Consider the following 13,780-nt stretch of genomic DNA (forward strand, 5'->3'; position numbering starts at 1 on the left):
GCGCCCTCACTTCCGTCCCTTGGCCGCATCAAGCAGCGAGACACGTGGGTTGAGCCAGCCATAGGCGAGGTCCGAGAGGATCTGTGTGGCAACGACGACTACGACGCTCACCATCGCGCAGGCCTCGACGAGGCGGATGTCGCTGTTGAGCGCGGCGTCATAGAGCAGCGTGCCGAAGCCCTTGTAGGCATAGAAGACCTCCACGACGATGACGCCCGACAAGAGCCAGGGAAACTGCAGCATGATCACGGTAACAGGCGTGATCAGTGCATTGCGCAGTGCATGACGCCAGACAATGCGCGCGGTGCTCGCACCCTTCAGCCGCGCCGTACGAACATAATGCGTGCCCATGACTTCGATCATCGAGGCGCGAGTGACACGCGCCAGATAACCGGTGGAATAGAAGCCGAGCACCAGAACCGGCAGGATGATCTGCTGCAGTGAAAAACCGGTCAGCATGGTGCTGGCGCCGGGCAGCCAGTGCAGCCAGAACACGAAGACGGCCGAAAAGAAGACGGCGGAAGCGAAATCCGGGATCGAGGTCGTGGCGATCGAGATGAAGGAAATGACGCGGTCGAGAACCGAACCCGGACGCATGCCGGCGATGATGCCCGCGAACAGGCCGACCGGAACGATGATGAGCAGCGCTCCGCCCGCAAGGATGCCCGAAGCCGCAAGGCGGTCGGGGATCAGTTGGGAAACCGGCGCACGATAATAGGTGGACATGCCCCAGTCGCCGGTCACGAAGGACCAGAGCCAGCGGCCGTAACGGATGATGAAGGGATCGTCGTAACCATTGGCCGTCAGCCACTGCGCGCGCTGGGCCGGTGTCGAGAACTGGCCGAGGACCTTGACGGCGACGTCGCCGACATTGACCTCCAGCGCCAGGTAAACGAGCAGCGATACGGTGAACATCACCGCGAGAGCGCTTGCCAGTTTACGGAGAATGAAAAGTAAAACGGACACGAACCACCTCTTTGCCGGTTCGGGGCCGCCCTGATGGCGGCCCCGCCGAAGATCAAGCCTTGGCGAGCCAGACGCCATCCATACGGAAGTAATCCGCCGGATGGAGCACGTAGCCGCGGACGGTGGTGGCTGCGGCGCTGAAGCGGTTCGGCCAGTAGGGCTGAACGATGACGCCGGAATCCTGCAGGATCTGCTGGACATCCTTCATGGCTTCGGGGCGCTTGGCCGGATCAACGACGGCGAGAGCCTTGTCGAGCGCAGCGTCGAATTCCTTGCTGGCGAAATGGCTCTCGTTCCAGGCGCCGCCCGAGCGGTAGGCCAGATCGAGCGTCATTGCACCGAGCGGACGGTGCGCCCAGTAGGTGAGACCGAAGGGAACCTTGTCCCAGATCGGCCAGTATTGCGAGGCCGGCAGGACGTTGAGCTTCAGACGGATACCGGCCTCTGCCAGGTTCTGCTGCAGCACCTGCGCGGTATCCTGTTCCCAGGTACCCTGCGTGTTACCAAGCGTCAGCTCGATATCCAGGCCGTCCTTGTGGCCGGCTTCTGCAAGCAGGGCCTTGGCCTTCTCGACATCGCGGGCGACCGCCGGCAGCGCGAAGTAATCAGGCTGAACCGGCGAGACGTGGAAATTGGCGCCGACTTCGCCTTCGCCGCGATAGGCGACGTCGAGCATCTGCTTGTTGTCGGCGGCAAGCTGCACGGCCTTGCGGACGCGAACATCGTCGAACGGCTTCTGGTCGGACTGCATACGCATGACGAGCGTATGCGCTGCCTTGCCGGTCAGGATCTGGATGTTCGGCAGCGACTTCATGAGATCGTATTCGGCGATCGTCGCGCGGTAGATGATGTCGATCTGGCCGCTCGAAAGGGCTGCGAGATGCGTGGTGATATCGGTGCCGAGGTCGATGTACTGGATGCCGTCAAGATGAGCGGGCGTGCCCCAGTAATCGGCACGCTTGGAAAAGACAGCCTGACGGCCGACTTCGTAAGCGTCCAGCTTGAAGGGCCCGGTACCAACTGGATTGGCCGGCCAGTTGGCGCCGCCCTTGACGAAGTCGCGATGCAGCATCGGGCAGGTGTAGGAATAGAGCTGTTCGGGCAGCGAGGAGACCGCGCGCGACAGCGTGATGCGGACCGCATGATCGCCGGTCTTTTCGACCTTTTCGACGGCCGAGAAGGCAGTCTTGTTCGAAGACTGCGAATCAGGCGCGATCCAGCGCTGAATGTTGAAGATCACGTCCTCAGGCGTGAAGGCATCGCCGTTCGACCATTTTGCGCGCTCGTCGAGCTCGAAATCCCAGGTCTTGAGATCGGCAGACGGCGTCCAGCTCTTGGCCAGATAGGGATGCGTGACATTGTCGGCATCGACGAAAGTGAGGAATTCCAGGCTATTGCGATAGAGGTTCGAGGCCTCGATCCAGCTCGTCATCATCGGATCGGTCAGCTCCTGGATCTGACAGCCGAAACGCAGCGTGCCGCCATCCGTCGGCGTTTCCTCGGCGAGTGCCGGCTTGCTGTCACCAAGGAAGGCGCTGGCGGAGGCCGCCGTCACACCGAGCCAGGCGACGGCACGCAGGAAGCCGCGGCGGTCGATCTTGCCGGCGCGAACCTGCTCGCACAGTTCCGGCACCGAGGGATGCAGCGGCTTGCCGCTGTTGGTTTTCAATTCAGTCATGATCTGCCTCCTCCTTGATTGGCAGTATGGTCGCTATCAGACACCCTCTGTGCCAGACACGATGCGCAGGGCGGGCTTTTCACCGTCGTTCACCATACGATTGCTGAAGCGGCTGATGATCCAGGATCGAAATCCTGCAATCAGAGGATCCACCAGCCCTTCCGCATCGGTCTTCAGGTAATAGCCGAAGCCTTCGTAATAGTGTGCGGTAACCGGCGCAACCAAGCGGCCGCTTTCTATTTCCTCCCGAAACAGCGCCGGATCAGCGAGCACCAGTCCCTGCCCCGACAACGCGTACTGGACCCCGAGACTGGCGCTGTCGAATGTCACGCCCCGCGCCACGGCAACCCCGGCAAGACCGTTCTGCACGAGGAAGCGCTGCCAGGTAAGGTAGGGCTCCATGTCGACGATCTTGACGTGGATGATCTCGTTTGCGGCTATGAAACTTGCCGGATCCGAAATCCCTCCCCGCACCAGATCGGGATGGCACAGGATCGTCGGCCGCTCCTCCCAGAGCAGGTCGGTGATCCATTCATCGACGGCCGGACGTGCATAGACGACCGCCACATCGAATTCGCTGTCCGGCACCCCGTAAGGTGTTGAAACCTCCAGAAGCACCTCAGGAAAGCTGCGTCGGAAATCCGTCAGCAGCGGCACGGTGAGCTTCATCGCAAAGCTCGGCGGCAGGTTGATGCGCAGCTTGCGCTGGCGCTGCTCATCCGGCGCACAGACCTCCTTCAGTGCCTGTTCGATACGGTCGAAGCCCTTGCCGATGCCGGCGGCAAGCGAGCGCCCGGCATCCGTCAGCGTCGTCGCCTTGTGCCCTCGTTCGAAAAGCTTGCGCCCGATGCTCTCTTCCAGACCGATGACATGCCGAGAAAGCGCGCTCTGCGAAATGTTGAGCGCAGCGGCTGCCGCCGTGAAGCTGCCATGATGCGCCACAGCCTCGAAGGCCCTGAGCGCATTCAACGGCAACCGGCGGCGATCGACCGCCGGATCCTTCTTCATCTGTGGAGAGCGATCCTCCGTCATTATCCCGCAAGCCCGCCGAACAAGACGTATTTGCTTTCCAGATATTCATCGAGCCCTTCGGCAGCACCTTCGCGACCGAGGCCGGATTGCTTGACGCCACCGAATGGCGCGACTTCCGTCGAGATCACGCCTTCGTTGATGCCAACCATGCCCGCTTCCAGCGCTTCGGCAACACGCCAGGCGCGGCCGAGATTCTGCGTGAAGAAATAGGCCGAAAGGCCGGTCTCGGTATCGTTGGCAAGCGCGATCGCCTCTTCTTCGCCCTTGAAGCGGAAGAGGCCGGCGACGGGACCGAAGGTCTCTTCGGTCGCAAGCGCCATCTGGGTCGTCATGCCGGTCAACACCGTCGGCGCATAGAACAGGCCGCCGCGTTCGTGCCGCTTGCCGCCGGTCAGCACCTTGGCGCCCTTTTCGACGGCATCACTCACATGCCGCTCGACCTTCGTCAGCGCCGGCGCATTGATGAGCGGCCCCTGCAAAGCGCCATCTTCGACGCCCGGCGCCACCTTCATCGCCGCAACCGCCTTGGCAAGCGCCTCGGCATAGCGGTCGTAGATGCCGTCCTCGACAAGGATGCGGTTGGCGCAGACGCAGGTCTGTCCGGTATTGCGGAATTTCGAGGCGATCGTGCCGCGCACGGCCTGATCGATATCGGCGTCGTCGAACACGATCAGCGGCGCGTTGCCACCGAGTTCGAGGCTGATGCGCTTCACCGTATCGGCACTCTGTCTCATGAGCAGCTTGCCGGTTGCAGTCGATCCCGTGAACGAGAACTTGCGCACGACCGGGCTCTTCATCCAGACGCCGACGACATCGGCCGGCGACTTCGTCGTTACCACGCTGACGACGCCGGCGGGAACGCCGGCCTTTTCGCCGAGACGTGCAAGCGCCAGCGCCGAAAGCGGCGTATCCTCGGCCGGCTTTATGATGATGGTGCAGCCGGCAGCGAGCGCCGGACCGACCTTGCGGGTGATCATCGCCAACGGGAAATTCCACGGCGTGACCGCAGCCACGACGCCAACCGGCTCCTTCATCACGACAATGCGCGCATCAGCCTTGTGCGAGGGCACGACGCCGCCATGCGAGCGGCGGCCTTCCTCGGCAAACCAGGTGAGGAACCCGGCAGCATAGGCGACTTCGCCGCGCGCTTCAGCCAGCGGCTTGCCCTGCTCGGCCGTCAGGAGCCGCGCGAGGTCTTCCTGATTGGCGAGCATCAGCTCCGCCCAGCGGCGCAGCACGGCGGAGCGCTCCGAGGCTAGCGTCTTGCGCCAGGTCTTGAAAGCCCTGGCGGCAGCATCGACCGCCTGCTGGGCTTCCGCAGCGCCGCAATCCGGCACCGTCGCAAGCTCGCTGCCGTCGGCAGGATTGAGCACGACGAAGCGCTTGCTATCAACAGCACCTCCCCAGCCTCCGCCGATCAGCGCATTATCTTCGATGAGTTTCATGTCAGGCGACCTTAGGCGTAAAGAACGGATTGCCGACCGTTGCTACGCCTTCGGCAAGCTCGGCACGCGACGGCCAACCTTTCATCAGTGCGCGCTTGGCGGCAAGATGCGTCGCAGCCTTGTTGTTATGATATACCTCTTCTGCGTCGTTTGCCGATGGATTGACCCATACGGCTGCAATCGCGACCCAGTCGTCCTCGGCTTCTGCCGGCAGCGAGCCGTCGAGCAGTGCCGCAGTAATACCGGCGGCGACACCAGCCTGGGCCGGCCCCCACGTCATCAATTCATGCGAAGAGCCTGACTCCATCACTGCCTTGGCGATGAAGAGCGTCACCGGCTTTGCCGGCAGGTTCGGCTTCAAGACCGCCTGGAACGGCAGATGGCCGGGACCGGGGCTTGCTGCCGCACCAGCGAGCGCGCCGGAAATCGGACCGTTCTTCGGGCCGAGATAGAGATTGATATGAGCAGCATTCGGGCCTGAACCCTCGAAGCCTTCACCGATGTAAAGCATTGAAATCTCCAATAGCGATGCAAGTCGAACCCAGTATGCCTTCGCCCATCACGCCTTTGAAAGCGCGCGCGGACGACGGATCGGATTATAGTCGTTGATCATGTCGCGCGGGCGGTAGGGCTGCTCAAGGAAGGCGCGCTCTTCGCCCGTCAGCTCGATCGCCGCAGCCTCGATGGCGGCAGTGACGTGCTCCGGGCTTTCCGTGCCGACGATCGGAACCGTGCTGTTGCCGGAGCCAATGACCCAGGCCTGAGCGATCTGGCTTGCCGTTTTGCCGCGCTTGGCAGCAAGCTCGTTGACGCGCTTGGCAATCTCCTGGTCGATCTCGTCGCCGAACCAGTCGAGATAGAGGTCATGGGCGATGCGCGGCGCCGAACCGCCGCCGGCGAGATAACCGCGGGCGAGCGGCGAGAAGGTCGTGACCGCAATGCCCTCGTCCTGGCAGTAAGGCATCATTTCGCGTTCTTCTTCGCGATAGAGCAGCGAATATTGGCACTGCATGTTGACGAACCGTGTCCAGCCGTTCTTGTCGGCCACATGGTTCATCTTGGCGAACTGCCAGGAATACATGGTGGAAGCCCCGATATAGCGTGCCTTGCCCGACTTCACGATGTCATGAAGCGCGCTCATCGTCTCTTCGATCGGCGTTTCCGGATCGAAGGCGTGGATGACATAGAGGTCGACATAGTCGGTACCCATCTGCTTCAGCGACTTATCGATCGAAGCCATCAGATGCTTGCGCGACAGGCCCTTGTCGTTCGGATCGTCGCTCATCGGGTAGAAGGCCTTGGTGGCGAGCACCAGCTTTTCGCGATCCGTCAGCGACAGCAGCGTGCGGGCAACGACCTGTTCGTTGACACCGATCGAATACCAGTCCGCCATGTCGAAGAAATTGATGCCGACATCGAGCGCCTTCTTCAGGATCGGTACGGACTTCTCCTCGTCGAGCACCCAACCCTTCCACTTGGATGTCCCGATACCCATGGTACCAAGGCAAAGCGACGAAACCTTCAGGCCGGTCTGGCCAAAGCGCACATATTCCACAGCAATGTCCTAAAAGTGTTTCTCCCTTCTAAGACTATGCAGTGGCGACACTATTGTGACAAATAGGTTTATTCGATGCGGCTATCTCAAAATGAGATACGGTGCCATCAACCGGCCGCAGGAGCTTGTGCCGCAGGCTTTCCCCTGGCGGATCTGATGTCCAGCAGCACCGCAAGAAGCCCGTAAACTGCAGCAAGTATCCACAGCGTAAGGAAAGGCCCCCGGACTGCCTGAAGCGGAGCGCCAAGCTGCGACACCTCGACGATGCCATTGATAGCGCTGGTGCTCGGCAGAAGAACGGTCAGCGTTCGCAGCGGCTCGGGTATGGCTTCGCTCGGCCATGAAAAACCGGCAAGGAACATGAAAGGCAGCCCTAGCGTGGCACATACGAGCTGAACCGCGAGCGGCCTGCGGAACAAGGTCGCAATCACCATGCCGAGCGCGGCGACTGCCAGGACGAACGGCAGGCAGAAAGCAAAGATCGTCAGCAACCCGCCCAGGCGGGGAATGCCGTATAGGTAAGGCAGCACGATCAGATAGAAGGGCAGCACGATCGCCTCGATGACGAGATAGGCAAGCAACCTGCCGCCGACACGGGCAAGCGGGCCAGCCGCCGAAGCAGCCGCGTTGCGCACCGCGGCATCATTGCCGATCGTCCCAAGTAGGCCAACGCCGATCAGCAGTGTCTGCTGCAGGATCAGAACAAAGGCCGCGGGCAGGATATAGGTGGCATAGCCGCCCTGCGGATTGAAGAGCGCGACCGCCGTCAACGGCATGGGATCGGGGGCAGCTGCCGCCAGCACCGGGTCGATATTGGCCGCAATCAGCCGCGCCGTCTCGATTTCGGCACCCATGGTCCTCGCAACTGCAACGACCGCGCCGGCAATGCGCTGATAGATCAGGAAATAGCTGGCATCGCCATAAAGTGCCACTGGCGACTGTCGTCCATGCAAGAGATCACGTTCGAAATATTGAGGGATGACCAGAATGCCGTAGAGCTGGCGTCCTTGCACCGCTCGCTCCGCACTGACCTGATCCGGCAGCGTCGCAGCCACCGCGACATCGCTCGACGCATCGATACGGCGCACCAGTTCACGGCTGCTCGTCGTATCGTCGAGATCGACGACGGCGATCGGCACGTCGCGTAGCGCCTCATTGGCATAGGGCTGCGGATAGTAGAGGGCATAGATCAGCGGCCCGAAGACCAGTACCGCGAGCGCAGGGCGCAGGGTCAGGATGCGGATCAGCTCGATACGGAAGATCGCCAGCAAGGCCCTCATGGCGTGACCTCCCTCAATCTCCGCGCCGCCCGTCGCTGCCGGCGGATGCGGAACACTTCAAGCCGCAGCGCCGTCACGATTGCCAGCGTCAGGACGAATATGCCGAGCACGATCAGCGGCTTCAGCGACAAGTCGACGGGCGTGCCACGGATCGTCTGATCGATCCTCGCCATCAGATACCAGGTGCCGGGAATGAGTTCGCCCCACCAGTAGGAAAAGCCGTTCATTGCCAGACGTGGAAAGCCGATGCCCATATAGCCGAAGGACGGTGCGAAGATCAGCGTGCCGACGCTGATGGCGCTTGCGACCGGCCGCAGGAAGAGCGCCAGCAGCACGCCGATGAACTGGTTTGCGAGGATGAAGAGCAGCCCGGCCACGACGAGGATCCAGCGCTCGCCCCGGAGCGGCATGTCGAGCAGGCCGAAGAGAATGGCGTCGGACAGGCCAAGGACCACGAGGAAGATCAGCGTGTAGGGCAGTATCTTGCCGGCCATCGCCGGCCAGAGACCGCCGCCGAGCCGCCGCAGGATGACAAGGCGGTGCATTGTTTCCGCATCCATGCCGACCGTGTAGGCCATGGTGGTAACGATCACCACCTGCAGCAAGGCGGGCATCAACGCTGCCAGCAGAAAATGCGCGTAGTTGAGCGTCGGATTGAAGAGCGGATTGACCTGCACGGGGATCGGAGAAAGATCGGCTTGCGCAATCTCGACCGGCTGGCCCTGTGCCGTGCGCAGCGCCAGGCGGATGCCCGCGGCCACGGTCGGCACGGCGGCACTGACGCCCCTGAGCGTAAGATTACCGGTTGTCAGCGTCTGCGTATTGTAAAAGAACACCACCTCCGGACGCCGACCGGCAAAAACATCGCGCTCCAGATTGAGTGGCAGCATCAGCAGTCCGTGAACCTTGCCGGACAGGATGAGCGCACGGCCTTCCGTGAGATCGCTGACATTGACGGCGACAGCGGTATCAGGCGTCGCGTCGACGGCCCGGATGATCGTTCTCGAAAGATCGCTGCCGTCGAGGTCGAGCACGGCGATCGGCAGCCGTGTCGCCAGCCCCGCGCTGAAAACGATGGCAAGCACGCCCATCAGCAGCAGCGGGAGCAGCGTCGTCAGGAAAAGCAGAAACGGCCGGCGATAGAACCAGTAGAACTCCCGCCGGAACACCAGGAGGAAGCCGGGGCGAAGCCCGCCGGGCGGCTTCATCTCAACGCCCCGCCGGCGGCCAGGAAGCGATGACACTCATGCCCGGCCGCAGCCCTTCGAGGGGATTGGCCGGAACGGCGCGCACCTCGAAGGTGCGCAAGTCGAAATCCCCGGTCGCGCGTGTCGCACGCCACGTCGCATATTGCCCCTGCGCGTTGATCATCGTTACCTTGACCGGAATCGAGCCACTGCCGAGCGCAGGAACGGTGACATCGAAGCCATCCCCCACCTTGAGGCCCTTCAGCAGGTCCTCGCGAAGATTGAATGTGAACCAGGGGTTCTGCAAGTCGATGATCGAAAACAGAGGCGAACCGGCACTGAAATTTTCGCCAAGCTCGGCGACGCGCGTCGTCACCTGGCCTGATATCGGCGCATGGATGACCAGTTCCGAAACATCGACCTGCCGCTGATTGAGGGACGCGCGCGCTTGCTCCACCTGAGCGGCGGCAAGCGCTTTCTCTTCCTTGCTGGAACCGGCTATCGCAAGCCGTGCATTGGCGGCTGCAGATTCCTGCTTGCGGATCGCGGCTTCCAGATTGCGGGCAGCCTGCTCAACCTGCGCCTGCGTGGAGGCGCCCGTCGTGATCAACCGGGCCTGACGAGCAGACTCTTCCTGATAAAGCGTGACATCGGCACTTGCCGCTGCAAGCTCGGCATTGGCCGCATCGATGGTTTCGGGGCGCGTGCTGTTGACGCGGGTGAGATCAGCCTCTGAAACGCCGACTGCCGCTTCGGCCAAATGCAGCGTCGCCGTCAATTGCGGGCTTTCCAGCTCGGCGATAACGGTGCCCTTTTCGACATTGTCGCCGACATCCGCGTTGAGCTTGAGAATGCGGCCGGCAACCCGCGGGCTGATATCGACGCGGTTGGCGGATACCTCGCCCTGTACCACCAGCGGCGGCGGTCGCGTCGCAAACCACAAGAGAACACCAAGAACGATAAGGGCTATAATCCCCACGACTGCCCGAACCATTCCTGCTGCCTTCATCGGTACCCTCGTTCAGATGGAGTGTTCCGGCTGACTGTGTCTCAGGATTATTCCGCTGGCAATATGACAAGCACGCAGCGGCGCCTCCGCACGCCATGAAGTCTTGATCGCGTCCGGGGAACTTCATCGGCTCCACTTGCCACCTATTGCGATTGCGGAAGTCGTCCGGAAAGGTTCCAAGACCGTTCGGCCGAGCAAACGACCTGCCGCTTTGTATGGCCGGACCAAAACCTAAGTATAGTTATGTCTCAGGGCTCTTGGATCTAACTTCTACTCGTAGCTCGGAACCGACCTGACCATTCACGGTTCCAAGCTAACCCGGTGGCACCGCCCCTTGCCACCTCCAGGGCAGGCGTCCCCCTCCGCCGAAGCCCCGCGGATACTCCCATCCGCCATAGACCGTCCCGCCGCCCGGGACGGTCTTTCTTTTTGACACGAGCAGACAATTTGGCCCATGCTTCCAACACTTTGGTATAGTTTTGCGCCGATAAACACGTCATTAAAGTAACCGCGCACTAGACTGTATGGATAGTAGACCGAAACCAACGGCGAGCGGGTATGGTATCATCAATTACATTGAAACTTATCAACCGGCGGGGAACAGTCTCGCATGAGATCGCGCTCGGCCTGATCGCACTGGCGCTGGCTGTCGCCGTGTTCTATGTCGATGCCTTCACCGAGATCGAAAGCGCCATCGCCGTTCTCTATGTTATCGTGCTGCTGCTAGCAGCCGAAATTCTGACGAGGATCGGCACCACCCTCCTTGCAATTGTCTCCATCATCCTTACGCTTTTCGCCTATTTCTATTCGCATGGCTTTGAGGAGAATGTCCCCGCCCAACTACGGTTGGCTGTTTCCCTCGCCGCCATTACAATCACCTGTGCCCTAATCCTCAGAAACGAAACCGCGCGCGTCGGCCTCATCGAAGCCAACTTGCATCTTCGTGACAGCGAAACCCGCTATCGCTACATCTTCGAGCACAGCCGTATTGCACTCTGGGAGCGCGATTATTCTGCAGTGCGATCCTTCCTGATGTCTTTGAAGGCGGAAGGTGTGAGCGATCTCAAAGACTATTATCGAACAAATCCAGGCGTCATCGTTGCCTGCACAGGCCTTATTCGCACCATCGCCGCAAACGACGCGGCAATGGAGCTGCTGGGCCATATGACCGACGGCCTGCACTCGCGCACGATGCGCCGCTACATCGCGCCCGATGACGATACCTTTTTGGACCTGATGGATGCGATCTTCTGTGGCGAACGTCATTTCGAGGGCAAGGGCAATCTGATCACGGAGAATGGCGAAAGCAGGCTTGTCATCATGAGCATGAGTTTTCCGGAAGATCCCTCCGCCTTCAATCGCGTGGTGGTGGGCATGGTGGATATCACCCAGCGGGAAATGATGCAGAAGGCCCTTCGCGAGGCTCAGGATGAGCTTGCCCGTGCTTCACGTGCCGCGACCGTCGGCACACTGTCCGCCTCGCTCGCTCACGAGCTCAATCAGCCGCTTGGCGCCATCGTCGTCAACGCCCAGACGCTGCTCAGATGGCTGAACCGCGAGCCACCGGATCTCGCCGCCGTGCGCCGTTCGGCCGAGCGCATCATTCGCGACAGTCAACGCGCGAGCGAAATCATCCACAATACCCGCTCCATGCTGACGCAGGGCGATCGCACGCCCGAACAGGTCGACCTCGAGACGCTGATCGAGGAAACACGCGCCCTGATGGAGCACGACTTCCAGCGCGACATGGTCGAGTTCGATGTGAGCCCAGCCGAAACGCCGCTCGCGGTGAAGGCGATCCGCATCGAACTGCAGCAGGTCCTCATCAACCTCGTCACCAATGCAGTCCAGGCCATGCGAGAAACGGCAATCGACCGGCGCAAGATTCTGGTCTCGCTCGGCAGGAAGGATGATATATTCGTCAGCCTCTCCGTCAGGGATTTCGGCCCCGGCATCAGCGAGGAGGCCATGGCGAAGCTCTTCACACCCTTCTTCACGACCAAGCCCTCTGGAATGGGCATGGGGCTCTCCATCTGCCGCAGTACGCTGGAAGCAAGAGGCGGCCAGTTGATTGCCGGCAATCATCCTGAAGGGGGCGCCATCTTCGAAATGATCATACCGATTGAGGACGACCATGACCAACACTAGCGCCGCATCGAAGGCAACCTCTCAATCGGCATCGCCGATTGTCTATGTCGTCGATGATGACGAATCCATTCGCGAGTCGCTTGTCGACCTCTTCCGGTCGATCCAGATGGATGCCGTCTCCTTCGCGACGACGACCGCCTTCCTCGATACCGCCGACCTGCGCCGGCCGGGCTGCATTCTCCTCGACATACGCCTCCCAGGTCTCAGCGGACTGGATTTCCAGCTTCATCTGGAGCGGATCGGCAGCAGGATGCCGATCGTCTTCATGACCGGCTTCGGCGATATTCCGATGAGCGTGCGCGCCATGAAGGCCGGTGCTGTCGACTTCCTCACCAAGCCCTTCCGAGACCAGGATATTCTCGATGCGGTCGGCATCGCGATCGAGAAGGATATGGGCCGCCGGCGGGAAATGGCGGCAAGCGATGCGGTCGCCTCACTTGTCGATACGCTGACACCCCGCGAGCGGGAAGTCATGGCCGCCGTCGTCAAGGGTCTGATGAACAAGCAGATCGCCTACGATCTCGGCATCAGCGAGATTACAGTGAAGCTCCATCGCGGCAACGTCATGCGCAAGATGCAGGTTCGATCGGTGGCCGATCTGGTGCGCAAGGCCGAAATGCTGGAAGGCAGATAGCGGAACCTAGACCCTTGTATGGTACCGCGACATGGCCTCGATCTCTTAATATAGCCTAACGTAATGTAAGAATAAGCAAGGCTAGCAATCTCGTGTCACATACATCCACAATCGCTGTCGTCGATGACGACCAGGCTATCCGGGAGGCGCTTGACGATCTGATCCAGTCCTGCGGCTACCAGAGCAAGCTTTTCTGCTCGGCGGAAGAGTTTCTGGCCTTTAATGACAGGGCGGCCATCGACTGCATGCTGGTCGACGTCAAGATGCCCGGACTGAGCGGGATCGAACTGCAGGCAATCCTCAACGGCGAACCTGAAAAGCCGCCGATGATCTTCATGACATCCTACCGCGACGAAAGAACCCGCACAGCCGCCATGGAAGGCGGTGCGCTGGCCTTTCTGGGCAAGCCGGTCGAATTCGATTCTCTCATCAACTATCTTGAAATGGCTTTGAAGCCGTAAGGCTCAGCAGGGGAGTATTGTTTCCGCCAAAAGATCAAATCAAATTATACACCTATGTATAATTCAGGATGGAAGCAATAAAGACTACAGTTAACCTCGTTGTATCCGGTAAGGCGGACAGAAGAAACGAGGTGAACGCCATGATAAAGCTCAAGCGCCCAATATTTATCAGCGTCGGAAAGAACATCCTCATGGATGTGATCTTTTCGAACATCGTGACCGGTGTGAATTACAAGTTCCATTGTGCGCTTCTGCGCCTGGAACCGGAAAACCCGATCTACGAATACCAGCCAGTCCGCATTGCCGCGTACCGTCGCCCGGAAGAAATCAACCGGACGCCTTTCTGATCCTCCCTCCTCCTGGCGCTGACCGGCTCCCTCCCGGC

13 protein-coding genes are annotated in these 13,780 nt (G+C 60.7%); 4 read left to right on the top strand and 9 right to left on the bottom strand.

All coding sequences use genetic code 11. The features are described 5' to 3' along the window. Positions 1-6: 6 nt before the first annotated feature. The 9 genes from FHT93_RS10520 to FHT93_RS10560 form a co-directional block, all read right to left on the bottom strand. Complete coding sequence (locus tag FHT93_RS10520; RefSeq protein ID WP_348649764.1) at positions 7-966, bottom strand: ABC transporter permease; 960 nt, start codon at positions 964-966, stop codon at positions 7-9. A 52-nt stretch (positions 967-1,018) separates the two neighbouring features. After that, a complete protein-coding gene (locus tag FHT93_RS10525; RefSeq protein ID WP_113116752.1) occupies positions 1,019-2,644 on the bottom strand; it encodes an ABC transporter substrate-binding protein in 1,626 nt (541 codons plus the stop codon). Positions 2,645-2,680: 36 nt separating this feature from the next. Then, positions 2,681-3,652 carry a LysR family transcriptional regulator gene (locus FHT93_RS10530; protein WP_246781571.1) on the bottom strand — a complete coding sequence of 324 codons (972 nt, stop codon included), beginning with the start codon at positions 3,650-3,652 and terminating at the stop codon, positions 2,681-2,683. Positions 3,653-3,675: 23 nt separating this feature from the next. Beyond that, entirely contained in the window at positions 3,676-5,121 is a 1,446-nt protein-coding gene (locus FHT93_RS10535; RefSeq protein WP_183847398.1) for an NAD-dependent succinate-semialdehyde dehydrogenase, read from the bottom strand. A gap of 1 nt (position 5,122) precedes the next feature. Then, on the bottom strand, positions 5,123-5,632 hold the full coding sequence (gene fae, locus FHT93_RS10540) for a formaldehyde-activating enzyme (protein ID WP_018114704.1): 510 nt from the start codon (positions 5,630-5,632) through the stop codon (positions 5,123-5,125). Positions 5,633-5,680: 48 nt separating this feature from the next. After that, complete coding sequence (locus tag FHT93_RS10545) at positions 5,681-6,676, bottom strand: aldo/keto reductase (protein ID WP_183847400.1); 996 nt, start codon at positions 6,674-6,676, stop codon at positions 5,681-5,683. Positions 6,677-6,783: 107 nt separating this feature from the next. Then, positions 6,784-7,956 carry an ABC transporter permease gene (locus FHT93_RS10550; protein WP_183847403.1) on the bottom strand — a complete coding sequence of 391 codons (1,173 nt, stop codon included), beginning with the start codon at positions 7,954-7,956 and terminating at the stop codon, positions 6,784-6,786. After that, positions 7,953-9,164 (bottom strand): ABC transporter permease, encoded by a 1,212-nt coding sequence (locus tag FHT93_RS10555; RefSeq protein WP_183847405.1) that lies wholly within the window; start codon positions 9,162-9,164, stop codon positions 7,953-7,955. Before FHT93_RS10555 ends, FHT93_RS10550 begins: the two co-directional genes overlap by 4 nt. Before the next feature lies 1 nt (position 9,165). After that, complete coding sequence (locus tag FHT93_RS10560; RefSeq protein ID WP_183847407.1) at positions 9,166-10,152, bottom strand: efflux RND transporter periplasmic adaptor subunit; 987 nt, start codon at positions 10,150-10,152, stop codon at positions 9,166-9,168. A gap of 558 nt (positions 10,153-10,710) precedes the next feature. On the opposite strand from FHT93_RS10560, the gene FHT93_RS10565 reads away from it, so the two are divergent. The 4 genes from FHT93_RS10565 to FHT93_RS10580 all read left to right on the top strand — a co-directional run bounded on the left by FHT93_RS10565 (position 10,711) and on the right by FHT93_RS10580 (position 13,742). After that, on the top strand, positions 10,711-12,300 hold the full coding sequence (locus FHT93_RS10565) for an ATP-binding protein (protein WP_113014885.1): 1,590 nt from the start codon (positions 10,711-10,713) through the stop codon (positions 12,298-12,300). Then, positions 12,287-12,934: a response regulator transcription factor gene (locus tag FHT93_RS10570; protein WP_018114708.1), complete on the top strand. Its 648-nt coding sequence runs from the start codon at positions 12,287-12,289 to the stop codon at positions 12,932-12,934. The genes FHT93_RS10565 and FHT93_RS10570 overlap by 14 nt, the downstream gene beginning before the upstream one ends. 92 nt (positions 12,935-13,026) lie before the next feature. After that, positions 13,027-13,395 carry a response regulator gene (locus FHT93_RS10575; protein ID WP_018114709.1) on the top strand — a complete coding sequence of 123 codons (369 nt, stop codon included), beginning with the start codon at positions 13,027-13,029 and terminating at the stop codon, positions 13,393-13,395. Between the two features lie 140 nt (positions 13,396-13,535). Beyond that, positions 13,536-13,742 carry a hypothetical protein gene (locus tag FHT93_RS10580; RefSeq protein WP_112543918.1) on the top strand — a complete coding sequence of 69 codons (207 nt, stop codon included), beginning with the start codon at positions 13,536-13,538 and terminating at the stop codon, positions 13,740-13,742. Positions 13,743-13,780: the final 38 nt, after the last annotated feature.

Origin of the sequence: Rhizobium sp. BK379 (genome assembly GCF_014193955.1) — a bacterium.
Classification (GTDB): Bacteria; Pseudomonadota; Alphaproteobacteria; order Rhizobiales; family Rhizobiaceae; genus Rhizobium.

Bases quoted from the DNA above. Each gene is read 5' to 3' on its own strand.
- FHT93_RS10580 (WP_112543918.1), top strand. From the start codon at position 13,536: ATGATAAAGCTCAAGCGCCCAATATTTATCAGCGTCGGAAAGAACATC.
- FHT93_RS10535 (WP_183847398.1), bottom strand. From the start codon at position 5,121: ATGAAACTCATCGAAGATAATGCGCTGATCGGCGGAGGCTGGGGAGGT.
- FHT93_RS10570 (WP_018114708.1), top strand. From the start codon at position 12,287: ATGACCAACACTAGCGCCGCATCGAAGGCAACCTCTCAATCGGCATCG.
- FHT93_RS10555 (WP_183847405.1), bottom strand. From the start codon at position 9,164: ATGAAGCCGCCCGGCGGGCTTCGCCCCGGCTTCCTCCTGGTGTTCCGG.
- FHT93_RS10530 (WP_246781571.1), bottom strand. From the start codon at position 3,652: ATGAAGAAGGATCCGGCGGTCGATCGCCGCCGGTTGCCGTTGAATGCG.
- FHT93_RS10565 (WP_113014885.1), top strand. From the start codon at position 10,711: ATGGTATCATCAATTACATTGAAACTTATCAACCGGCGGGGAACAGTC.
- fae (WP_018114704.1), bottom strand. From the start codon at position 5,632: ATGCTTTACATCGGTGAAGGCTTCGAGGGTTCAGGCCCGAATGCTGCT.
- FHT93_RS10560 (WP_183847407.1), bottom strand. From the start codon at position 10,152: ATGAAGGCAGCAGGAATGGTTCGGGCAGTCGTGGGGATTATAGCCCTT.
- FHT93_RS10525 (WP_113116752.1), bottom strand. From the start codon at position 2,644: ATGACTGAATTGAAAACCAACAGCGGCAAGCCGCTGCATCCCTCGGTG.
- FHT93_RS10550 (WP_183847403.1), bottom strand. From the start codon at position 7,956: ATGAGGGCCTTGCTGGCGATCTTCCGTATCGAGCTGATCCGCATCCTG.